The sequence below is a fragment of the Pseudomonas sp. JBR1 genome (assembly GCF_028198185.1).
GTDB classification, from domain to species: domain Bacteria; phylum Pseudomonadota; class Gammaproteobacteria; order Pseudomonadales; family Pseudomonadaceae; genus Chryseomonas; species Chryseomonas oryzihabitans_E.
Genome location: NZ_CP116340.1, coordinates 3,029,384 through 3,048,502, shown reverse-complemented (window position 1 = coordinate 3,048,502; position 19,119 = coordinate 3,029,384). Strand labels below are relative to the sequence as shown.

Genomic DNA, 19,119 nt, shown 5'->3' with positions numbered 1-19,119 from the left:
TTTTATCTCGTGGCTAAAGAAAAATTCGAACGTAACAAACCGCACCTGAACGTGGGCACCATCGGTCACGTTGACCATGGCAAGACCACTCTGACCGCAGCGCTGACCAAAGTCTGTGCCGACACCTGGGGCGGTTCCGCTCGTGGTTTCGACCAGATCGACAACGCGCCGGAAGAAAAGGCTCGCGGTATCACCATCAACACTTCCCACGTTGAGTACGATTCGGCGACCCGTCACTACGCGCACGTCGATTGCCCCGGCCACGCCGACTACGTGAAGAACATGATCACCGGTGCTGCCCAGATGGACGGCGCGATCCTGGTTTGCTCGGCTGCTGACGGCCCCATGCCGCAGACCCGCGAGCACATCCTGCTGTCCCGTCAGGTAGGCGTTCCCTACATCGTCGTGTTCCTGAACAAGGCCGACATGGTTGACGACGCCGAGCTGCTGGAACTGGTCGAAATGGAAGTTCGCGATCTGCTGAACACCTACGACTTCCCGGGCGACGACACTCCGATCGTGATCGGCTCCGCGCTGATGGCCCTGAACGGCCAGGATGACAACGAGATGGGCGTTTCTGCCGTGCGCAAGCTGGTCGAGACCCTGGACTCCTACATCCCCGAGCCCGAGCGCGCCATCGACAAGCCGTTCCTGATGCCGATCGAAGACGTGTTCTCGATCTCCGGTCGTGGCACCGTGGTAACCGGTCGTGTCGAGCGTGGCATCGTCAAGGTCCAGGAAGAAGTCGAGATCGTGGGCATCAAGGCCACCGTCAAGACCACCTGCACCGGCGTTGAAATGTTCCGCAAGCTGCTGGACGAAGGTCGTGCCGGTGAGAACGTCGGCGTCCTGCTGCGTGGCACCAAGCGTGAAGACGTCGAGCGTGGCCAGGTTCTGGCCAAGCCGGGCACCATCAAGCCGCACACCAAGTTCGAGTGCGAAGTGTACGTGCTGTCCAAGGAAGAAGGCGGTCGTCACACCCCGTTCTTCAAGGGCTACCGTCCGCAGTTCTACTTCCGTACCACTGACGTGACCGGTAACTGCGAACTGCCGGAAGGCGTCGAGATGGTGATGCCGGGCGACAACATCAAGATGGTTGTCACCCTGATCGCTCCGATCGCGATGGAAGACGGTCTGCGTTTCGCCATCCGTGAAGGCGGTCGTACCGTCGGCGCCGGCGTGGTTGCCAAGATCATCGAGTAATCGATTGATCTGAAACGAAAAAAGGCCCTTCGGGGCCTTTTTTCTTGCCTCATGAAATTGACAGATGGCAAAAGAGGCGTTCTTGACAGCGGTCGGCGACATCCTTAGAATTGCGCCTCCTTTAATCGGGCACCTTTTTGCCCGAGGGGAAAGCTTGGAGTCTGAGGTCAAATGCAAAATCAACAAATCCGTATTCGGTTGAAGGCTTTTGATCATCGCCTGATCGATCAATCCACCCAGGAAATCGTGGAAACCGCGAAACGTACTGGTGCTCAGGTGCGTGGTCCGATTCCTCTGCCTACCCGCAAGGAACGTTACACAGTGCTGATTTCTCCGCACGTCAACAAGGACGCTCGTGACCAGTACGAAATCCGTACCCACAAGCGTGTGCTCGACATCGTTCAGCCCACCGACAAGACCGTCGATGCGCTGATGAAGCTCGATCTCGCCGCTGGCGTTGAAGTGCAAATCAGCCTCGGCTGAGACCGTCAAGGTTTCAGTCGTGTAACGCTCTGAAATGGGCGGCCATAGCGGGTGAAAGCCCCGTACACTCAAGAGGTTCTCAACATGACGATTGGTTTAGTCGGTCGTAAATGCGGTATGACCCGCGTTTTCACCGAAGAAGGCGTTTCCGTTCCGGTTACGGTCATTGAGATCGAGCCGAATCGTGTAACCCAATTCAAAAGCGAAGAAACCGATGGCTACCGTGCCATTCAGGTGACCGTGGGCGAGCGTCGTGCTTCCCGCGTGACCAAGGCGCAAGCCGGTCACTTCGCCAAGGCCAGCGTTGCTGCTGGTCGTAGCGTCCTCGAATTCCGCCTGGAAGACGGTGAGTACAAGGCTGGTGACGAAGTCACCGTAGCCCTGTTCGAAGCCGGTCAGATGGTTGATGTCACTGGTCAGTCCAAAGGTAAGGGCTACGCCGGTACCATCAAGCGCTGGAACTTCCGTGGTCAGGACAACACCCACGGTAACTCCGTTTCCCACCGTGCACCTGGTTCCATCGGCCAGTGCCAGACTCCTGGTCGAGTGTTCAAGGGCAAGAAAATGTCCGGTCACCTGGGTGCGGAGCGTGTAACCGTTCAGTCGCTGGAAGTCGTGCGTGTAGACGCCGAGCGCAACCTGCTGCTGGTCAAGGGTGCCGTCCCCGGCGCGCCGGGTGGTGACGTGATCGTACGTCCTGCCGTCAAGGCCCGTGGTTGAGAGGAGAGAGAACATGCAACTCAATGTGAATGGCTCTCAAGCTATCGAAGTCTCCGAGCACACCTTCGGCGGTGAATTCAACGAGACCCTGGTTCACCAGGCAGTCGTGGCCTACATGGCTGGCGGTCGTCAGGGCACCCGTGCCCAGAAGACCCGTTCCGAAGTCAGCGGTGGCGGCAAGAAGCCCTGGCGTCAGAAGGGCAGCGGTCGTGCCCGTGCCGGTACCATCCGCAGCCCCATCTGGCGCTCCGGTGGCGTGGCTTTCGCAGCCAAGCCCCAGGACCACAGCCAGAAGCTGAACAAGAAGATGTACCGCGCTGCCCTGCGCTCCATCCTCGCCGAGCTGGTCCGTCTGGATCGTCTGGTCGTGGTTGACGATTTTGCCGTCGACGCACCCAAGACCAAGACCCTGGTCAGCAAGCTGGACGGCCTGGGCCTGAGCGACGTGCTGATCGTGACCGATGCTGTCGACCAGAACCTGTATCTGGCCGCCCGCAACCTGCCTTTCGTCGACGTGCGTGATGTCCAGGGTTCCGACCCGGTCAGCCTGATCGCCTACGACAAGGTGCTGGTCACTGTGTCCGCCGTGAAGAAATTCGAGGAGCTGCTGGCATGAACCAGGAACGCGTATTCAAAGTGCTGCTTGGCCCGCACATCTCCGAGAAGGCCACCATGCTGGCGGACAGCCAGAAGCAGTTCGTATTCAAGGTTGCCACCGATGCAACCAAGCTGGAAATCAAGAAGGCCGTCGAGCAGCTGTTCGAGGTCAAGGTTCGCAGCGTCAGCACCCTGAACGTTCAGGGCAAGACCAAGCGCACCGCTCGTGGTCTGGGCAAGCGTAACGACTGGAAAAAAGCGTACATCGCGCTCCAGCCGGGCCAGGATCTCGACTTTTCCAGCAGCGCCGAGTAATCAGGGGGCATCATGGCAATCGTAAAATGCAAGCCGACCTCCGCTGGCCGCCGCTTTGTGGTCAAGGTGGTCAACTCTGATCTGCACAAAGGCGCGCCTTACGCTCCTTTGCTGGAGAAGAAGAGCAAGTCCGGCGGCCGTAACAACAATGGTCGTATCACCACTCGCCACATTGGCGGTGGTCACAAGCAGCACTACCGTCTGGTCGATTTCCGTCGCAACAAGGATGGCATCCCTGCCGTCGTTGAGCGTATCGAATACGATCCAAACCGTACCGCTCACATCGCTCTGCTGAAGTACGCCGACGGCGAGCGTCGCTACATCATCGCCCCCAAGGGCGTTGCTGCTGGCGATCAGCTCATGTCCGGCGCTGGCGCGCCCATCAAGGCTGGCAACAACCTGCCGCTGCGTAACGTGCCGGTCGGTAGCACCGTCCACGGTATCGAGCTGAAGCCCGGTAAAGGCGCTCAGATCGCTCGTTCCGCTGGTACCTCCGCTCAGCTGGTTGCCCGCGAAGGCGCCTACGTCACCGTGCGTCTGCGCAGCGGTGAAATGCGCAAGGTGCTGTCGGAGTGCCGTGCCACCCTGGGCGAAGTGTCCAATGGTGAGCATAGCCTGCGTTCGCTGGGTAAGGCCGGTGCCACCCGCTGGCGCGGTGTTCGTCCGACCGTTCGTGGTGTTGCCATGAACCCGGTTGATCACCCGCATGGTGGTGGTGAGGGTCGTACTTCCGGTGGCCGTCATCCGGTTTCGCCATGGGGCGTCAAGACCAAGGGTCTCAAGACGCGCTCCAACAAGCGTACCGACAAGATGATTGTCCGTCGCGGCAAGTAATCAGTAGAGGATTCGACTGTGCCCCGTTCTCTGAAGAAAGGTCCTTTTATCGATCTTCACCTGTTGAAGAAGATCGAAGTCGCGGTGGAAAAGAACGACCGCAAGCCGATCAAGACTTGGTCGCGTCGTTCGATGATCCTGCCGCAAATGGTCGGTCTGACCATTGCTGTGCACAACGGTCGTCAACATGTCCCCGTTCTGGTGAACGAAGACATGGTAGGCCACAAACTCGGCGAGTTCGCTGCTACCCGCACCTATCGCGGTCATGCGGCTGACAAGAAAGCCAAGCGTTAAGGGGTAAGGAAGATGGAAGTAGCCGCTAAGCTGTCGGGCGCTCGTATCTCCGCCCAGAAAGCCCGCTTGGTCGCCGACCAGATCCGCGGGAAGAAGGTGGGCGAAGCGCTCAACCTGTTGACTTTCAGCAGCAAGAAAGCCGCTGAGATCATGAAGAAAGTGCTCGAGTCGGCCGTGGCCAACGCCGAGCACAATGAAGGCGCCGACGTGGATGACCTGAAGGTTTCCACTGTCTTCGTAAACGAAGGTCGTTCGCTCAAGCGCATCATGCCGCGTGCCAAAGGTCGTGCTGATCGCATCGTGAAGCGGTCTTGCCATATCACGGTCAAGGTTGCGGACAAGTAACGGAGTCGATCAGATGGGTCAGAAAGTACATCCCAATGGCATTCGCCTGGGTATCGTCAAGGAGCACACTTCGGTCTGGTACGCGGATAAGCGCACTTATGCGGATTATCTGCTGGCCGACCTGAAGGTTCGTGAGTACCTCCAGGACAAACTAAAAAGCGCGTCCGTAAGCCGTATCGATATTCATCGTCCGGCTCAAACCGCACGCATCACCATCCACACCGCCCGTCCCGGTATCGTGATCGGCAAGAAGGGTGAGGATGTTGAGAAGCTGCGTCAGGACCTGACCGCAAGAATGGGTGTGCCTGTGCACATCAACATCGAAGAGATCCGCAAGCCGGAGCTCGACGGTGCCCTGGTTGCGCAGAGTGTTGCGCAGCAGCTTGAGCGTCGTGTGATGTTCCGTCGCGCCATGAAGCGTGCCGTACAGAACGCGATCCGCATTGGTGCCAAAGGCATCAAGATTCAGGTGAGCGGTCGTTTGGGCGGTGCTGAAATCGCCCGTACCGAGTGGTATCGCGAAGGTCGTGTGCCCCTGCACACCCTGCGTGCCGATATCGACTACGCCACTGCGGAAGCTCACACCACCTACGGTGTGATCGGTGTGAAGGTCTGGATCTTCAAGGGTGAGGTCATTGGTGGCCGCCAGGAAGAGCTCAAGCCCATCGCCCCGGCTCCGCGCAAAAAAGCTGCTGCTAAGTAAGGAGTACGCAACATGCTGCAACCCAAGCGTACAAAATTCCGTAAGCAGATGACCGGCCACAACCGTGGTCTGGCTCATCGTGGTAGCAAGGTCAGCTTCGGCGAGTACGCGCTGAAGGCTGTCGGCCGTGGCCGTCTGACCGCTCGCCAGATCGAATCCGCGCGTCGTGCGCTGACCCGTCACGTGAAGCGTGGCGGCAAGATCTGGATCCGCGTCTTCCCTGACAAGCCTGTCACCAAGAAGCCTCTCGAAGTGCGGATGGGTAAAGGTAAGGGTAGTGTCGAGTACTGGGTAGCCCAGATCCAGCCGGGCAAGGTCCTGTACGAGATCGAGGGTGTTTCCGAGGATCTGGCTCGTCAGGCGTTCGCCCTGGCCGCTGCCAAGCTTCCGCTCGAAACCTCCTTTGTTAAGCGGACGGTGATGTGATGAAAGCGAAAGATTTGCGTGAGAAATCCGTAGAGGAGCTGAACGAGCAGCTTCTCAACCTGCTGCGTGACCAGTTCAATCTGCGTATGCAGAAGGCAACTGGCCAGTTGGGTCAGTCTCACATGCTCTCGCAAGTGAAGCGCGACATCGCTCGCGTCAAGACTGTGCTGAACCAGCAGGCAGGTAAGTGATCATGGCTGAAGCTGAAAAAACTGTCCGTACGCTGACCGGCCGAGTGGTCAGCGACAAGATGGACAAAACCGTCACCGTACTGATCGAGCGTCGCGTCAAGCACCCGATCTACGGCAAATACGTGAAGCGTTCCACCAAGCTGCACGCTCACGACGAAACCAATCAGTGCCGCATTGGTGACCTGGTCACCATTCGCGAAACCCGCCCGCTGGCCAAGACCAAGGCGTGGACCCTGGTTGACGTCGTCGAGCGCGCCGTTCAGGTATAAGGGTAGAGAGCCATGATCCAGACTCAATCCATGCTTGACGTCGCCGACAACAGCGGCGCTCGTCGCGTGATGTGCATCAAGGTGCTCGGCGGTTCCCACCGCCGTTACGCCGGCATCGGCGACATCATCAAAGTCACCGTCAAGGAAGCAATTCCGCGCGGCAAGGTGAAGAAAGGTCAGGTGATGACTGCTGTCGTCGTGCGTACCAAGCACGGCGTCCGTCGCACCGACGGTTCCATCATCCGCTTCGACGGCAACGCCGCGGTTCTGCTGAACAACAAGCAAGAGCCGATTGGCACCCGTATCTTTGGGCCGGTGACCCGTGAACTTCGCTCCGAGAAGTTCATGAAGATCGTCTCCCTTGCCCCCGAAGTGCTGTAAGGAGTAGCCGACATGCAAAAGATTCGTCGTGAAGACGAGGTAATCGTCATTGCCGGCAAGGACAAGGGCAAACGTGGCAAGGTGCTGAAGGTGCTCGCCGATGACCGTCTGGTCGTTGGTGGGGTCAACCTGGTCAAGCGCCACACCAAGCCCAACCCCATGCTGGGCGTTCAGGGTGGCATCGTAGAGAAAGAAGCTCCTCTGCATGTCTCCAACGTTGCCATTTTCAACTCCGAGACCAACAAGGCTGACCGCGTTGGTTTCAAAGTCGAAGACGGCAAGAAGATTCGTATCTTCAAGTCGACCCAAAAAGCGGTCCAGGCCTGAAGCTGCTAGGTAGATCACCATGGCTCGATTGAAAGAGATTTATCGGAAGGAAATCGCGCCCAAGCTGAAAGAGCAGCTTCAGCTGGGTAACGTGATGGAAGTTCCGCGTATCACCAAGATCACCTTGAACATGGGTCTGGGCGAAGCGGTCGGTGACAAGAAGATCATCGACAACGCTGTAGCTGACCTGGAAAAGATCGCTGGTCAAAAGCCGGTCGTGACTTATGCCCGCAACTCCATTGCTGGCTTCAAGATTCGCGAAGGCTGGCCGATCGGCGTCAAGGTGACCCTGCGTAGCGATCGCATGTACGAATTCCTGGATCGTCTGCTGTCCATCTCCCTGCCGCGCGTGCGTGACTTCCGCGGCCTGAATGCCAAGTCCTTCGATGGTCGTGGCAACTACAGCATGGGCGTGAAAGAGCAGATCATCTTCCCGGAAATCGATTACGACAAGATCGATGCGCTGCGTGGTATGGACATCACCCTGACCACCACCGCTCGTACCGACGAGGAAGGCCGTGCGCTGCTGCGCGCGTTCAACTTCCCGTTCCGTAACTGATTGAGGTCTTCAGATGGCTAAGCAAAGCATGATTAACCGCGAGCTGAAGCGTCAGCAGACGGTTGCCAAGTACGCCAAGAAGCGCGCCGAGCTGAAGGCGACCATCGGTAATGTCAACGCCTCCCCCGAGGATCGTTGGAATGCCCAGGTCGCCCTGCAAAAGCAGCCCCGTGACGCCAGCGCTAGCCGCATGCGTAACCGCTGCCGCCTGACCGGTCGTCCGCATGGCGTGTACCGCAAGTTCGGTCTGTCCCGCATCAAGCTGCGTGAAGCAGCCATGCGCGGTGACGTGCCCGGCCTGGTGAAGGCCAGCTGGTAACAGCTAGCGCCTTTCATCGCGGTAATTGAATCAAGCCCCTTTTGGGGCTTGATTCGTTTCAGGCCGATCTCTAGAATGCTCGGCTCGCCCGAATCGGCCTATTGCCGAGGGGCGATTTTGAGAGCCGGTAGGCTCAATTTCTGTATTAGGAGCTAATAGCCCATGAGTATGCAGGACCCGTTAGCAGACATGCTAACTCGTATCCGTAATGCCCAGATGGCTGAAAAGGCCGTTGTGAGCATGCCTTCTTCCAAGCTGAAGGCTGCCGTTGCCAAAGTCCTCAAGGACGAAGGTTACATCGCGGATTTTCAGGTCAGCGCGGAATCCAAGCCGTCGCTGTCCATCGAGCTGAAGTACTTCGAAGGCAAGCCTGTCATCGAAGAACTGAAGCGTAGCAGCCGTCCCGGTCTGCGCCAGTACAAAGCCGTTGACCAGCTGCCGAAAGTGCGTGGTGGTCTGGGCGTGTCGATCGTTTCCACCAACAAAGGTGTGATGACTGATCGCGCAGCCCGTGCTGCTGGTGTTGGCGGCGAAGTGCTCTGCACAGTCTTCTAAGGGGAATCAGCATGTCTCGCGTTGCTAAAAACCCTGTAAGACTGCCTGCAGGCGTCGAAGTTAATCTGGCCGGTCAGGCTCTTTCGATCAAGGGTGCCAAGGGCGCTCTGGAACTGAAGGTCCATCCTTCCGTTGAAGTCACCCAAGAGTCCGGTGAGCTGCGTTTCGCTGCTCGCAATGGTGATCAGCAGACCCGTGCGATGGCCGGCACTACCCGTGCCCTGGTCAACAACATGGTAGTCGGCGTCAGCCAGGGCTTCGAGCGCAAGCTGCAACTGGTCGGTGTGGGCTACAAGGCCCAGGCCAAAGGTCAGGTGCTGAACCTCGCTCTGGGCTTCTCTCACCCCGTGGACTACGACCTGCCGCAAGGCATCACCGCAGAAACCCCCAACCAGACCGAAATCCTGATCAAGGGTATCGACAAGCAGCTGGTCGGCCAGGTCGCGGCTGAGATTCGTGGTTTCCGTCCGCCAGAGCCTTACAAGGGCAAGGGTGTACGGTATGCCGACGAAGTCGTCCACCGTAAAGAAGCCAAGAAAAAGTAGGGCATAGCAAATGACCGTCAAGAAAGAAACCCGACTGCGTCGCGCTCGCAAGGCTCGCCTGAAGATGCGCGAACTGGAAGTGGTCCGTCTGTGCGTGTACCGCTCTTCCCAGCACATCTATGCCCAGGTCATCGCGGCCGACGGCGGCAAGGTCCTGGCCAGTGCTTCTACGCTGGACAAAGAACTGCGCGAGAGCGCTACCAGCAACGTCGAGGCGGCCAAGAAAGTTGGTCTGCTGGTCGCCGAGCGTGCCAAGGCCGCTGGCGTTACCCAGGTGGCCTTTGACCGTTCTGGCTTCAAGTACCATGGTCGCGTCAAGGCGCTGGCCGACGCTGCTCGTGAAGGCGGGCTGGAGTTCTAAGTCATGTCAAATAACGATCAAAAGCGCGACGAAGGCTACATCGAGAAGCTGGTTCAAGTTAACCGCGTAGCCAAAACCGTGAAAGGCGGCCGTATCTTCGCCTTCACCGCTCTGACCGTGGTTGGCGATGGCAAAGGCCGCGTTGGCTTCGGCCGTGGCAAGGCGCGTGAAGTGCCTGCCGCTATCCAGAAGGCTATGGAAGCTGCTCGCCGCAACATGATCCAGGTGGATCTGAACGGCACCACTCTGCAGTACCCGGTCAAGGCTGCCCATGGCGCCTCCAAGGTGTACATGCAGCCCGCTTCCGACGGTACCGGCATCATCGCTGGCGGTGCCATGCGCGCCGTGCTGGAAGTGGCCGGTGTGCAGAACGTCCTGGCCAAGTGCTACGGCTCCACCAACCCGGTAAACGTGGTGTATGCGACCTTTGAAGGTCTCAAGCACATGCAGGCGCCGGAAGCTGTTGCTGCCAAGCGTGGCAAGAGCGTCGAGGAGATCCTCTGATCATGGCTAATGCAACCGTAAAGGTCACGCTGATCAAGAGCGTCCATGGCCGTCTGGCCAATCACAAGGCTTGCGTCAAGGGTCTCGGCCTGCGTCGCATCAATCATACCGTCGAAGTTCAGGACACCCCTGAGAATCGCGGCATGATTAACAAGGCCTACTACCTTCTGCGTGTGGAGGGTTAAGTCATGAAATTGAACGATCTGCGTTCCGCTCCCGGCGCTCGCCGCGAGAAGCTGCGTCCCGGTCGTGGTATCGGTAGCGGCCTGGGCAAGACCGGTGGCCGCGGCCACAAGGGTCTGACCTCCCGCTCCGGTGGCAAGGTTGCCCCCGGTTTCGAGGGTGGCCAGCAGCCGCTGCACCGTCGTCTGCCGAAGTTCGGCTTCGTATCGCTGAAAGCCCTGGATCGCGCCGAGGTTCGTACCTCCGAGCTGGCCAAGGTCGATGTCGATGTGGTCGATCTGCAGGCGCTGAAAGACGCCAACGTGATCAGCCGCGACATCAAGCGTGTCAAGGTTGTGCTGTCCGGCGACGTCACTCGTGCCGTCACCCTGAAGGGCATTGGTGCCACCAAGGGCGCACGTGCAGCCATCGAAGCAGCTGGCGGCAAGATCGAGGAATAAATGGCTAAGCAAGGTGCTCTCTCTGCGCTCAGCAAGACCGGTGGTATGTCCGAGCTGTGGACCCGCCTCCGATTCCTGTTCCTGGCGATCATCGTCTACAGGATCGGTGCGCACATCCCTGTTCCGGGTATCAATCCCGATCAGCTGGCCGCACTGTTCAGGCAGAACGAGGGGACCATTCTTAGCCTCTTCAACATGTTCTCCGGTGGTGCGCTGGAGCGGATGAGCATCTTTGCACTGGGGATCATGCCGTACATCTCGGCATCGATCATCATGCAGCTGCTTACCGCGATCAGCCCACAGCTGGAGCAATTGAAGAAAGAGGGTGAGTCTGGTCGTCGCAAGATCAGCCAGTACACCCGTTACGGCACGCTGGTTCTGGCGCTCGTTCAGGCCACCGGGATGTCGGTAGGACTCGCCAGTCAGGGCGTCGCGTTCAGCGTGGGCTTCAGCTTCTATTTCGTTGCTGTCACCACCTTTGTCGCCGGCGCTCTGTTCATGATGTGGCTGGGTGAGCAGATCACCGAGCGCGGTATCGGCAATGGCATCTCGATGCTGATCTTCGCCGGCATCGTCGCGGGCTTGCCTCGCGCCATCGGTCAGTCCTTCGAGTCGGCACGGCAGGGCGATATCAACATCTTCGCACTGATCATGGTCGGTGTGGTGGCGGTCGCCATCATTGCCTTCGTGGTGTTCATCGAGCGTGGGCAGCGTCGTATCGCCGTGCACTACGCCAAGCGTCAGCAGGGCCGCAAGGTCTTCGCTGCGCAGAACAGCCATCTGCCGCTCAAGGTGAACATGGCCGGTGTCATTCCGGCGATCTTCGCCAGCAGCATCCTGCTGTTCCCGGCGTCGCTCGGTTCGTGGTTCGGTCAGTCCGAAGGGCTCGGCTGGTTGCAGGACGTGGCTCAGGCCATCGCTCCCGGTCAGCCGCTGAACATCTTGCTGTTTAGTGCAGGGATCATTTTCTTCTGCTTCTTCTATACGGCGCTGATGTTTAACCCGAAAGACGTGGCTGAGAACCTGAAGAAATCCGGCGCGTTCATTCCGGGTATCCGTCCTGGTGAGCAGTCCGCACGCTATATCGATGGCGTGCTGACCCGTCTGACCATGTTCGGTGCCCTGTACATGACGGCGGTGTGCTTGTTGCCCCAGTTCCTGGTGGTCGCGGCGAACGTGCCGTTCTATCTCGGCGGGACCTCGTTGCTGATCGTGGTGGTAGTGGTCATGGACTTCATGTCTCAGGTCCAATCCCATCTCGTATCTCATCAATACGAGTCCCTGATGAAGAAAGCCAACCTGAAGGGATACGGCAGCGGCATGATGCGCTGATCCGTTACCCGTAAGGTTAGAGGAGTTGTCATGAAAGTTCGTGCATCGGTCAAGAAGCTGTGCCGTAACTGCAAGATCATTCGTCGCGAAGGCGTCGTACGCGTGATCTGCAGCGCTGAACCGCGTCACAAGCAGCGCCAAGGCTGAGTGTGAACCACGCGTCTAACCCGGCAGCTAGTGTGCTGCCGGGTTGATCATTTGTTCCTACAGCGTTAATATCGCGCGCCCTTTTCTTGGCTTCCGGGGCGTCGGTAGCTGTCAATTGGAGTTTTTCTGAATGGCCCGTATTGCAGGCGTCAACATTCCAGATAACAAACATACTGTTATCTCGCTGACCTACATCTATGGTGTCGGTCGCACCACCTCTCAGAAGATCTGCGCGGCCACCGGCATCGAGCCGACCGTCAAGATCAAAGAACTGAGCGACGAGCAGGTCGATCAGCTGCGTAACGAGGTCGCCAAAATCCTCACCGAGGGTGACCTGCGCCGCGAAATCAACATGAACATCAAGCGCCTGATGGATCTGGGTTGCTACCGCGGTCTGCGTCACCGCCGTGGTCTGCCGGTCCGTGGTCAGCGTACCAAGACCAATGCCCGTACCCGTAAGGGCCCGCGCAAGCCGATCCGCAAGTAATCGCATCCGCGAATCGACAGGAATCTAGTCATGGCAAAACCTGCTGCTCGTCCTCGTAAGAAAGTCAAAAAGACAGTGGTTGATGGCATCGCCCATATCCACGCGTCTTTCAACAACACCATCGTGACCATCACCGATCGTCAGGGCAATGCGTTGTCCTGGGCGACCTCCGGTGGCTCCGGCTTCCGTGGCTCCCGTAAGAGCACCCCGTTCGCTGCGCAGATCGCTGCCGAACGTGCCGGCCAAGCCGCTCTGGAATATGGTCTGAAGAATCTGGACGTGAACGTCAAAGGTCCCGGCCCCGGCCGTGAGTCCGCTGTTCGCGCCCTGAATGCCTGTGGTTACAAGATCGCCAGCATCACCGACGTGACGCCTATCCCGCATAACGGGTGCCGTCCGCCGAAGAAGCGTCGCGTGTAATAGGAGACAGTGAGAAATGGCTCGTTACATTGGTCCCAAGTGCAAACTGTCCCGCCGCGAAGGCACTGACCTCTTCCTGAAGAGCGGCGCTCGTGCCCTCGACTCGAAGTGCAAGCTGGAAACCGTTCCTGGCCAGCATGGTCAGCGTCGCGGTCGTCTGTCCGATTACGGTCTGCAGCTGCGTGAAAAGCAGAAAGTTCGCCGTATGTATGGCGTGCTCGAGCGTCAGTTCGCCGGTTACTACCAGGAAGCTGCCCGTCGCAAGGGTGCTACCGGTGAGAACCTGCTGCAGCTGCTCGAATGCCGTCTGGACAACGTGGTGTATCGCATGGGCTTTGGTGCCACTCGCGCTGAATCGCGCCAGCTGGTCTCCCACAAGTCGATCACCGTCAACGGTCAGACCGTTAACATTCCCTCCTATCAGGTCAAGGTCGGCGACGTCGTCGCGGTCCGTGAAAAGGCCAAAAACCAGCTGCGTATCGCTCAAGCTCTCGAGCTGTGCGGCCAGCGTGGCCGGGTTGAGTGGGTCGAAGTGAGCACCGAGAAAAAGGAAGGCACCTTCAAAAACGTGCCGGCCCGTGGTGATCTCTCCGCCGACATCAACGAAAACCTGATTGTCGAGCTCTACTCCAAGTAAGGGCTAGAAAGTAGGTGCATCCATGCAGAGTTCGGTAAATGAGTTCCTGACCCCCCGCCATATCGATGTGCAGGCGGTTAGTCAGACCCGTGCCAAGATCACCCTCGAGCCTCTCGAGCGTGGTTTCGGCCATACCTTGGGCAACGCGCTGCGGCGTATCCTGTTGTCCTCCATGCCTGGCTGCGCGGTAGTCGAAGCAGAGATCGACGGTGTTCTGCACGAGTACAGCGCCATCGAAGGCGTGCAGGAAGACGTGATCGAGATCCTGCTCAACCTCAAGGGTCTGGCCATCAAGTTGCACGGCCGTGACGAAGTCACCCTGAGTCTGAGCAAGAAAGGTCAGGGGCCAGTTCTGGCCTCCGACATTCAGGTCGATCACGACGTCGAGATCGTCAACGGTGAGCACGTCATCGCCCACCTGGCGGACAACGGTTCGCTGAACATGAAGCTGAAAATCGCGCGCGGTCGTGGCTATGAGCCCGCCGATGCGCGTCAGAGCGAAGAAGACGAAACCCGCGCAATCGGTCGTCTCCAGCTCGATGCTACGTTCAGCCCGGTTCGTCGCGTGGCCTATGTGGTGGAAAACGCCCGGGTCGAACAGCGTACCAACCTGGACAAGCTCGTGCTTGACCTGGAAACCAACGGTACCCTGGATCCGGAAGAAGCCATCCGCCGTGCCGCCACCATCCTGCAGCAGCAGCTGGCAGCGTTTGTCGACCTCAAGGGCGACAGCGAGCCGGTCGTGGTCGAGCAGGAAGACGAAATCGATCCGATCCTGCTGCGTCCGGTGGACGATCTGGAACTGACCGTTCGTTCGGCCAACTGCCTCAAGGCGGAGAACATCTACTACATCGGTGACCTGATTCAGCGTACCGAAGTGGAGCTGCTCAAGACCCCGAACCTGGGCAAGAAGTCCCTGACCGAAATCAAGGACGTCCTGGCCTCCCGTGGTCTGTCGCTCGGTATGCGCCTGGACAACTGGCCCCCTGCAAGCCTTAAGAAGGACGACAAGGCTACTGCCTGATCGTCATTGTTCACCGAACGATAGTTTGGGAAGGAATTTCAATCATGCGTCATCGTAAAAGTGGTCGTCATCTGAGCCGCACGAGCGCACACCGCAAGGCCATGTTTCAGAACATGGCTGTGTCGCTGTTCGAGCACGAGCTGATCAAAACTACCCTGCCGAAAGCCAAGGAACTGCGCCGCGTTGCCGAGCCGCTGATCACCCTGGCCAAGGAAGACAGCGTCGCTAATCGTCGCCTGGCTTTCGACCGTACCCGTTCGAAAGCTGCCGTTGGCAAGCTGTTCAACGACCTGGGCAAGCGCTACGCCAACCGTCCAGGTGGCTACCTGCGCATCCTGAAGTGCGGCTTCCGCGCTGGCGACAACGCGCCCATGGCGTACGTCGAGCTGATCGACCGCCCTGTTGGTGGTACTGTGGAACAAGCTGCTGAATAAGTAGCTGCCTTCCAGGAAAAGCCGGGCTCTTGCCCGGCTTTTTCATGTCCGGCATTTGGTTAGAGCAATACCAGAAATGGATTATTCTGGTTTTCTCTATCAGGGTACTAGGATCAATAAATTAGTCCTAAAGTATTGCCATGGCGATACTTCTCCCAAGCGATCAGCCAACGCGATCCAGAGGGAGAAAACCTGTGACTGATACCAAGATCCTCACCACCGCCAGCGGCATCCCGGTGGCCGATAATCAGAATTCCCGTACCGCCGGTCCCCGTGGCCCGCTGATGCTCGACGACTTCCATCTGGTCGAGAAGCTGGCGCATTTCAATCGGGAAGTCATTCCCGAGCGCCGGGTGCATGCCAAGGGGTCTGCTGCCTATGGCACCTTTACCGTCACCCAGGACATCACCCACCTGACCAGCGCCAAGTTGTTCGCCACCGTTGGCAAGGAGACCGAGACCATCCTGCGTTTTTCCACCGTGGGTGGCGAGCGCGGCTCGGCGGATACCGAGCGCGATCCGCGTGGCTTTGCCCTGAAGTTCTATACCGAGGAAGGTAACTGGGACATCGTCGGCAACAACACCCCGGTGTTCTTCATCCGTGATCCCCTCAAGTTTCCCGACTTCATCCATACCCAGAAACGCGATCCCTGGAGCAACCTGAAGAGCCCCCAGATGATGTGGGACTTCTGGTCGCTGTCGCCGGAGTCGTTGCATCAGGTGACCATCCTCTTCTCCGATCGCGGCATTCCGGATGGCTATCGCTTCATGCACGGCTTCGGTAGCCACACCTTCAGCCTGATCAACGCCCAGGGCGAGCGGCACTTCGTGAAGTTTCACTTCAAGAGCCAGCAGGGGATCAAGAACCTGGCGCCTGCCGAAGCGGCGCGCCTGGCGGGTACCGATCCGGACTACAGCCAGCGCGACCTGTTCCAGGCCATCGAGCGCGGTGAATTCCCGCGCTGGAAGATGTGCATCCAGGTGATGAGCGAACAGGAGGCAGCCGGTCGTGCCGAGAATCCCTTCGATGTGACCAAGGTCTGGTCGCAGCAGGAGTACCCGTTGCAGGAAGTGGGCGTGCTGGAGCTCAACCGCAATCCGCAGAACTACTTTGCCGAAGTGGAGCAGGCCTCCTTTGCACCGAGCAACGTGGTGCCGGGCATAGGCCTGTCGCCCGATCGCATGCTGCAGGGGCGGGTATTCGCCTACGCCGATGCCCAGCGGTATCGGGTGGGGACCAACTACCAGCAACTGCCGGTCAACGCCCCCCGTTGCCCCTATGCCAACAACCAGCGGGATGGTGCCATGCGCTTCGATGGCAATGGTGGTTCGCAGCCGAACTACGAGCCGAACAGCTATGGCCACACGCCCAAGCAGGCGCCGCAGTATCGAGAGCCCGCACTGAACTTCGCAGGTCCCGCCGATCGCTACGATCACCGGGTGGACGAGGACTACTACAGCCAGGCCGGTGCGCTGTTCCGCCTGATGAACGCGGACCAGCAGGCGCTACTGATCGGCAACATCGTCGGAGCCATGGGTTCGGTGACCCGTGATGTCCAGCTGCGGCAGATCGGTCACTTCCTCAAGGCTGACCCCGCCTATGGGATGGGTATCGCCAAGGGCCTGGGAATAGATCCCAGCGAAGTGGCCTGACACAGAGGAAAGGAAAAGCCCGGCGCATGCCGGGCTTTTTTCGTCCGTGAAAAAAATGCGGGAAAGGCTGTCTCGGACGCCGCTTGCGACGTCGCAGTGCTAAGGTTCGCATCAAGCGCGAAAACACGAGGCTCGCTCTCCCGTCATGACTGTGTTTGGAGTGTCTTTGCGCCAGCTATGGGCGCACGAAAAGGCCAGCTATGGCGTTCGCGTCTTTGTCGCCCTGAGCGGCGCCATGGCCGTCTGTTGGTCGCTCGGCGATTTGCGGGCGCTATCGCCAGTGTTCCTCGGCATTATCGCCAGTGCCCTGGCGGAAACCGACGACAGCTGGCTAGGTCGTCTCAAGTCGTTGGTGGTGACGCTGCTGTGCTTCGCGGTCGCTGCCTTCGCCGTTGAGCTGCTGTTTCCCTATCCATGGATTTTCGTGGCGGGCCTGGGCCTGGCCACCTTCAGCCTGACGATGCTGGGTGCTATCGGCGAGCGTTATGCCTCGGTGGCTCAGGCGACGGTGATCCTCTCCATCTATGCCATGATCGGCGTGGATCAGCGCCTCGGCGCCCAGGTACCGCTGTGGTACGAACCGGCGCACCTGCTGGCCGGCGCCCTGTGGTATGGCCTGCTCTCGGTGCTCTGGTGCGCGCTCTTCGCCCACCAACCGGTACGCCAGAATCTGTCCGCCCTCTATGGCGAGCTAGGGACCCTGCTCAGGCTCAAGGCCGAGATGCTCGAGCCGGTGCGCGGGGTGGACCTGCACCGGCGACGCGTGCTCCTGGCGCAGCAGAACGGCAAGGTGGTGCAGGCGCTGAACCAGGCCAAGGCGACCATCCTCAATCGCTTCGGCCGCTCGGGGCGGCCTGGGGCGCGCTCCGGACGTTACTTCCGCCTCTATTTCATGGCGCAGGACATCCATGAGCGTGCCAGCTCCTCCCACTATCCCTACAGCGCCCTGACCGAGGCCTTCTTCCATAGCGACATCCTGTTTCGCTGCCAGCGCCTGCTCAAGCTGCAGGCCAGCGCCTGTCTCAACATGGGCGAGGCGATCCGGCTCGGCCAGCCCTTCGAATACGGTCAGCAAAGCCAACAGGGGCTGACCGATCTGCAGGCATCGCTGGAGTATCTCAAGCAGCAGCAGAATCCGCGCTGGCGGGGTCTGTTGCGCTCCCTGGATCTGCTCGGCCATAACCTTTCGACCCTGGAACGGCAGTTCTCCGAAGCGGGCAACAGTGATTCGGGCGCGGCGGATCTGGACACCAGCCTGCTGGATCCCGCTGCGCGCTCCCTGCCCGAGGTGTTTCGGCGCATCCGCCTGCAGCTGACCCCGACCTCGTTGCTGTTCCGCCATGGCCTGCGCATGGCCCTGGCGTTGATGGCCGGCTATGGCGTGCTGCACCTGATCCACCCGGTGAACGGCTACTGGATCCTGTTGACCACGGTATTCGTCTGCCGACCGCAATACGGGGCGACCCGGGTGCGCCTGGTGCAGCGGATCGTGGGCACGGTGATCGGCTTGCTACTGGGCAGTGCCTTGCTGGAGCTGTTCGCTCAGCCGGAAGTCCAGCTGCTGCTGGCGCTGGTCGCCGGGCTGGTGTTCTTTATCACCCGCACGGATCGCTACACCATCGCTACCGCGGCCATCACCCTGATGGTGCTGTTCTGCTTCAACCAGGTGGGCAATGGCTTCATGCTGATCTGGCCGCGGCTGCTGGATACCCTGCTGGGCTGCCTGATCGCGGTGCTGGCGGTGTTCTTCGTCCTGCCGGACTGGCAGGGGCGGCGCCTGCATCAGGTGATGGCCAATACCCTGCGCACCAATGCGCTCTATCTGCGCCGGTTGCACGAGCAGTACCGGACCGGCAAGCGGGACGATCTCGACTACCGTGTGGCGCGGCGCAATGCCCATAACGCCGATGCGACACTGTCGGCCGCGCTGGCCAACATGCTGCGCGATCCCGGGCACTTCCGCCGCAACCTGGAGGCGGGCTTTCGCTACCTGGCACTGTCCAACACGCTGCTGGGCTACCTGTCGGCGTTGGGCGCGCATCGCCGCCAGCTGGAGGCGGCCGAGCACGATGCTCTGGTGGAGCGCGCCGTGACGCGCATCGCCGAGGGCATGGAGGCCATCGCCGCAGCGGTGGCGGAGCGGCGCAGTCTGCCGCCTACGGCCGAGGAGGAAAGCAGCCTCGCCGACGAGCTGGAAGCCGCGGCCGACGACAACGACGATGGCTACCGGCTGGTGTGCACCCAGCTGGCGCTGATCTGTCGGCTGCTGCCCAATCTCAAGAGCGCCGCTAACCATACGCTGCGTGAGCAAAGCCGCGAACAACCGGCAGCCGTTACCGCCGATGCTTGAGCAAGGTTGGCGCGACGCGCTATGTTGATTGATGTCCGTCGACTTTTTCGACGCCTGTTTATGCTGGTCTGAAGGCTGTTCC

General features: G+C 59.6%; 31 protein-coding genes. All 31 read left to right on the top strand.

The window, feature by feature from the left end; translation table 11 throughout:
* Positions 1–9 precede the first annotated feature (9 nt).
* The 31 genes from tuf (at position 10) to yccS (ending at position 19,037) form a co-directional block, all read left to right on the top strand.
* Entirely contained in the window at positions 10–1,203 is a 1,194-nt protein-coding gene (gene tuf, locus PJ259_RS14160; RefSeq protein ID WP_059316463.1) for an elongation factor Tu, read from the top strand.
* A 171-nt stretch (positions 1,204–1,374) separates the two neighbouring features.
* Positions 1,375–1,686: a 30S ribosomal protein S10 gene (gene rpsJ, locus PJ259_RS14155; protein WP_003243886.1), complete on the top strand. Its 312-nt coding sequence runs from the start codon at positions 1,375–1,377 to the stop codon at positions 1,684–1,686.
* A gap of 84 nt (positions 1,687–1,770) precedes the next feature.
* Positions 1,771–2,406 (top strand): 50S ribosomal protein L3, encoded by a 636-nt coding sequence (gene rplC / locus PJ259_RS14150; RefSeq protein WP_007161251.1) that lies wholly within the window; start codon positions 1,771–1,773, stop codon positions 2,404–2,406.
* 13 nt (positions 2,407–2,419) lie between these two features.
* Complete coding sequence (gene rplD, locus PJ259_RS14145) at positions 2,420–3,022, top strand: 50S ribosomal protein L4 (RefSeq protein WP_007161250.1); 603 nt, start codon at positions 2,420–2,422, stop codon at positions 3,020–3,022.
* Entirely contained in the window at positions 3,019–3,318 is a 300-nt protein-coding gene (gene rplW, locus PJ259_RS14140) for a 50S ribosomal protein L23 (protein WP_007161249.1), read from the top strand. The genes rplD and rplW overlap by 4 nt, the downstream gene beginning before the upstream one ends.
* 12 nt (positions 3,319–3,330) lie before the next feature.
* Positions 3,331–4,152, top strand: a complete 822-nt coding sequence (rplB, locus tag PJ259_RS14135) for a 50S ribosomal protein L2 (RefSeq protein WP_059316462.1) — start codon at positions 3,331–3,333, stop codon at positions 4,150–4,152.
* A gap of 18 nt (positions 4,153–4,170) precedes the next feature.
* Entirely contained in the window at positions 4,171–4,446 is a 276-nt protein-coding gene (rpsS, locus tag PJ259_RS14130; RefSeq protein WP_010796754.1) for a 30S ribosomal protein S19, read from the top strand.
* A 12-nt stretch (positions 4,447–4,458) separates the two neighbouring features.
* Complete coding sequence (rplV, locus tag PJ259_RS14125) at positions 4,459–4,791, top strand: 50S ribosomal protein L22 (RefSeq protein WP_007161246.1); 333 nt, start codon at positions 4,459–4,461, stop codon at positions 4,789–4,791.
* 13 nt (positions 4,792–4,804) lie between these two features.
* Positions 4,805–5,494 (top strand): 30S ribosomal protein S3, encoded by a 690-nt coding sequence (gene rpsC, locus PJ259_RS14120; protein WP_059316461.1) that lies wholly within the window; start codon positions 4,805–4,807, stop codon positions 5,492–5,494.
* A gap of 12 nt (positions 5,495–5,506) precedes the next feature.
* On the top strand, positions 5,507–5,920 hold the full coding sequence (rplP, locus tag PJ259_RS14115) for a 50S ribosomal protein L16 (RefSeq protein WP_017640282.1): 414 nt from the start codon (positions 5,507–5,509) through the stop codon (positions 5,918–5,920).
* Positions 5,920–6,111, top strand: a complete 192-nt coding sequence (rpmC, locus tag PJ259_RS14110) for a 50S ribosomal protein L29 (RefSeq protein WP_007161243.1) — start codon at positions 5,920–5,922, stop codon at positions 6,109–6,111. The genes rplP and rpmC overlap by 1 nt, the downstream gene beginning before the upstream one ends.
* Positions 6,112–6,113: 2 nt before the next feature.
* Positions 6,114–6,380 (top strand): 30S ribosomal protein S17, encoded by a 267-nt coding sequence (rpsQ, locus tag PJ259_RS14105; RefSeq protein WP_007161242.1) that lies wholly within the window; start codon positions 6,114–6,116, stop codon positions 6,378–6,380.
* A gap of 12 nt (positions 6,381–6,392) precedes the next feature.
* Positions 6,393–6,761 (top strand): 50S ribosomal protein L14, encoded by a 369-nt coding sequence (gene rplN, locus PJ259_RS14100; protein WP_007161241.1) that lies wholly within the window; start codon positions 6,393–6,395, stop codon positions 6,759–6,761.
* A 12-nt stretch (positions 6,762–6,773) separates the two neighbouring features.
* Positions 6,774–7,088: a 50S ribosomal protein L24 gene (gene rplX / locus PJ259_RS14095; RefSeq protein WP_059316460.1), complete on the top strand. Its 315-nt coding sequence runs from the start codon at positions 6,774–6,776 to the stop codon at positions 7,086–7,088.
* A 19-nt stretch (positions 7,089–7,107) separates the two neighbouring features.
* Positions 7,108–7,647 carry a 50S ribosomal protein L5 gene (gene rplE / locus PJ259_RS14090; protein ID WP_007161239.1) on the top strand — a complete coding sequence of 180 codons (540 nt, stop codon included), beginning with the start codon at positions 7,108–7,110 and terminating at the stop codon, positions 7,645–7,647.
* 13 nt (positions 7,648–7,660) lie between these two features.
* A complete protein-coding gene (rpsN, locus tag PJ259_RS14085; protein WP_017640284.1) occupies positions 7,661–7,966 on the top strand; it encodes a 30S ribosomal protein S14 in 306 nt (101 codons plus the stop codon).
* A 162-nt stretch (positions 7,967–8,128) separates the two neighbouring features.
* Entirely contained in the window at positions 8,129–8,521 is a 393-nt protein-coding gene (gene rpsH / locus PJ259_RS14080) for a 30S ribosomal protein S8 (protein ID WP_017640285.1), read from the top strand.
* 11 nt (positions 8,522–8,532) lie between these two features.
* Positions 8,533–9,066: a 50S ribosomal protein L6 gene (gene rplF, locus PJ259_RS14075; RefSeq protein WP_017640286.1), complete on the top strand. Its 534-nt coding sequence runs from the start codon at positions 8,533–8,535 to the stop codon at positions 9,064–9,066.
* A gap of 10 nt (positions 9,067–9,076) precedes the next feature.
* A complete protein-coding gene (gene rplR, locus PJ259_RS14070) occupies positions 9,077–9,427 on the top strand; it encodes a 50S ribosomal protein L18 (protein WP_059316459.1) in 351 nt (116 codons plus the stop codon).
* 3 nt (positions 9,428–9,430) lie between these two features.
* The gene (gene rpsE, locus PJ259_RS14065) at positions 9,431–9,931 is read left to right on the top strand and encodes a 30S ribosomal protein S5 (RefSeq protein ID WP_059316458.1); all 501 of its coding nucleotides are present in this window, start codon (positions 9,431–9,433) and stop codon (positions 9,929–9,931) included.
* 2 nt (positions 9,932–9,933) lie between these two features.
* Positions 9,934–10,116 carry a 50S ribosomal protein L30 gene (rpmD, locus tag PJ259_RS14060; RefSeq protein ID WP_059316457.1) on the top strand — a complete coding sequence of 61 codons (183 nt, stop codon included), beginning with the start codon at positions 9,934–9,936 and terminating at the stop codon, positions 10,114–10,116.
* A gap of 3 nt (positions 10,117–10,119) precedes the next feature.
* Positions 10,120–10,554: a 50S ribosomal protein L15 gene (rplO, locus tag PJ259_RS14055; protein ID WP_007161232.1), complete on the top strand. Its 435-nt coding sequence runs from the start codon at positions 10,120–10,122 to the stop codon at positions 10,552–10,554.
* Complete coding sequence (secY, locus tag PJ259_RS14050) at positions 10,555–11,886, top strand: preprotein translocase subunit SecY (RefSeq protein WP_027599183.1); 1,332 nt, start codon at positions 10,555–10,557, stop codon at positions 11,884–11,886.
* Between the two features lie 30 nt (positions 11,887–11,916).
* A complete protein-coding gene (rpmJ, locus tag PJ259_RS14045) occupies positions 11,917–12,033 on the top strand; it encodes a 50S ribosomal protein L36 (protein WP_002555468.1) in 117 nt (38 codons plus the stop codon).
* 130 nt (positions 12,034–12,163) lie between these two features.
* The gene (rpsM, locus tag PJ259_RS14040; protein WP_059316456.1) at positions 12,164–12,520 is read left to right on the top strand and encodes a 30S ribosomal protein S13; all 357 of its coding nucleotides are present in this window, start codon (positions 12,164–12,166) and stop codon (positions 12,518–12,520) included.
* A gap of 30 nt (positions 12,521–12,550) precedes the next feature.
* Positions 12,551–12,940 (top strand): 30S ribosomal protein S11, encoded by a 390-nt coding sequence (rpsK, locus tag PJ259_RS14035; protein WP_003281811.1) that lies wholly within the window; start codon positions 12,551–12,553, stop codon positions 12,938–12,940.
* Positions 12,941–12,956: 16 nt separating this feature from the next.
* Complete coding sequence (gene rpsD / locus PJ259_RS14030; protein ID WP_059316455.1) at positions 12,957–13,577, top strand: 30S ribosomal protein S4; 621 nt, start codon at positions 12,957–12,959, stop codon at positions 13,575–13,577.
* 22 nt (positions 13,578–13,599) lie between these two features.
* Positions 13,600–14,601 carry a DNA-directed RNA polymerase subunit alpha gene (locus PJ259_RS14025; protein ID WP_059316454.1) on the top strand — a complete coding sequence of 334 codons (1,002 nt, stop codon included), beginning with the start codon at positions 13,600–13,602 and terminating at the stop codon, positions 14,599–14,601.
* A 44-nt stretch (positions 14,602–14,645) separates the two neighbouring features.
* The gene (gene rplQ, locus PJ259_RS14020) at positions 14,646–15,035 is read left to right on the top strand and encodes a 50S ribosomal protein L17 (protein ID WP_007161227.1); all 390 of its coding nucleotides are present in this window, start codon (positions 14,646–14,648) and stop codon (positions 15,033–15,035) included.
* Between the two features lie 194 nt (positions 15,036–15,229).
* Positions 15,230–16,687: a catalase gene (locus tag PJ259_RS14015; protein WP_271653258.1), complete on the top strand. Its 1,458-nt coding sequence runs from the start codon at positions 15,230–15,232 to the stop codon at positions 16,685–16,687.
* A 145-nt stretch (positions 16,688–16,832) separates the two neighbouring features.
* Positions 16,833–19,037 (top strand): YccS family putative transporter, encoded by a 2,205-nt coding sequence (gene yccS / locus PJ259_RS14010; RefSeq protein WP_174523154.1) that lies wholly within the window; start codon positions 16,833–16,835, stop codon positions 19,035–19,037.
* Positions 19,038–19,119: the final 82 nt, after the last annotated feature.

Coding starts and splice junctions, on each gene's coding strand:
- rpsJ (WP_003243886.1), top strand. CDS start 1,375: ATGCAAAATCAACAAATCCGTATTCGGTTGAAGGCTTTTGATCATCGC.
- rplC (WP_007161251.1), top strand. CDS start 1,771: ATGACGATTGGTTTAGTCGGTCGTAAATGCGGTATGACCCGCGTTTTC.
- rplD (WP_007161250.1), top strand. CDS start 2,420: ATGCAACTCAATGTGAATGGCTCTCAAGCTATCGAAGTCTCCGAGCAC.
- rplW (WP_007161249.1), top strand. CDS start 3,019: ATGAACCAGGAACGCGTATTCAAAGTGCTGCTTGGCCCGCACATCTCC.
- rplB (WP_059316462.1), top strand. CDS start 3,331: ATGGCAATCGTAAAATGCAAGCCGACCTCCGCTGGCCGCCGCTTTGTG.
- rplV (WP_007161246.1), top strand. CDS start 4,459: ATGGAAGTAGCCGCTAAGCTGTCGGGCGCTCGTATCTCCGCCCAGAAA.
- rpsC (WP_059316461.1), top strand. CDS start 4,805: ATGGGTCAGAAAGTACATCCCAATGGCATTCGCCTGGGTATCGTCAAG.
- rplP (WP_017640282.1), top strand. CDS start 5,507: ATGCTGCAACCCAAGCGTACAAAATTCCGTAAGCAGATGACCGGCCAC.
- rpmC (WP_007161243.1), top strand. CDS start 5,920: ATGAAAGCGAAAGATTTGCGTGAGAAATCCGTAGAGGAGCTGAACGAG.
- rpsQ (WP_007161242.1), top strand. CDS start 6,114: ATGGCTGAAGCTGAAAAAACTGTCCGTACGCTGACCGGCCGAGTGGTC.
- rplN (WP_007161241.1), top strand. CDS start 6,393: ATGATCCAGACTCAATCCATGCTTGACGTCGCCGACAACAGCGGCGCT.
- rplX (WP_059316460.1), top strand. CDS start 6,774: ATGCAAAAGATTCGTCGTGAAGACGAGGTAATCGTCATTGCCGGCAAG.
- rplE (WP_007161239.1), top strand. CDS start 7,108: ATGGCTCGATTGAAAGAGATTTATCGGAAGGAAATCGCGCCCAAGCTG.
- rpsN (WP_017640284.1), top strand. CDS start 7,661: ATGGCTAAGCAAAGCATGATTAACCGCGAGCTGAAGCGTCAGCAGACG.
- rpsH (WP_017640285.1), top strand. CDS start 8,129: ATGAGTATGCAGGACCCGTTAGCAGACATGCTAACTCGTATCCGTAAT.
- rplF (WP_017640286.1), top strand. CDS start 8,533: ATGTCTCGCGTTGCTAAAAACCCTGTAAGACTGCCTGCAGGCGTCGAA.
- rplR (WP_059316459.1), top strand. CDS start 9,077: ATGACCGTCAAGAAAGAAACCCGACTGCGTCGCGCTCGCAAGGCTCGC.
- rpsE (WP_059316458.1), top strand. CDS start 9,431: ATGTCAAATAACGATCAAAAGCGCGACGAAGGCTACATCGAGAAGCTG.
- rpmD (WP_059316457.1), top strand. CDS start 9,934: ATGGCTAATGCAACCGTAAAGGTCACGCTGATCAAGAGCGTCCATGGC.
- rplO (WP_007161232.1), top strand. CDS start 10,120: ATGAAATTGAACGATCTGCGTTCCGCTCCCGGCGCTCGCCGCGAGAAG.
- secY (WP_027599183.1), top strand. CDS start 10,555: ATGGCTAAGCAAGGTGCTCTCTCTGCGCTCAGCAAGACCGGTGGTATG.
- rpmJ (WP_002555468.1), top strand. CDS start 11,917: ATGAAAGTTCGTGCATCGGTCAAGAAGCTGTGCCGTAACTGCAAGATC.
- rpsM (WP_059316456.1), top strand. CDS start 12,164: ATGGCCCGTATTGCAGGCGTCAACATTCCAGATAACAAACATACTGTT.
- rpsK (WP_003281811.1), top strand. CDS start 12,551: ATGGCAAAACCTGCTGCTCGTCCTCGTAAGAAAGTCAAAAAGACAGTG.
- rpsD (WP_059316455.1), top strand. CDS start 12,957: ATGGCTCGTTACATTGGTCCCAAGTGCAAACTGTCCCGCCGCGAAGGC.
- PJ259_RS14025 (WP_059316454.1), top strand. CDS start 13,600: ATGCAGAGTTCGGTAAATGAGTTCCTGACCCCCCGCCATATCGATGTG.
- rplQ (WP_007161227.1), top strand. CDS start 14,646: ATGCGTCATCGTAAAAGTGGTCGTCATCTGAGCCGCACGAGCGCACAC.
- yccS (WP_174523154.1), top strand. CDS start 16,833: ATGACTGTGTTTGGAGTGTCTTTGCGCCAGCTATGGGCGCACGAAAAG.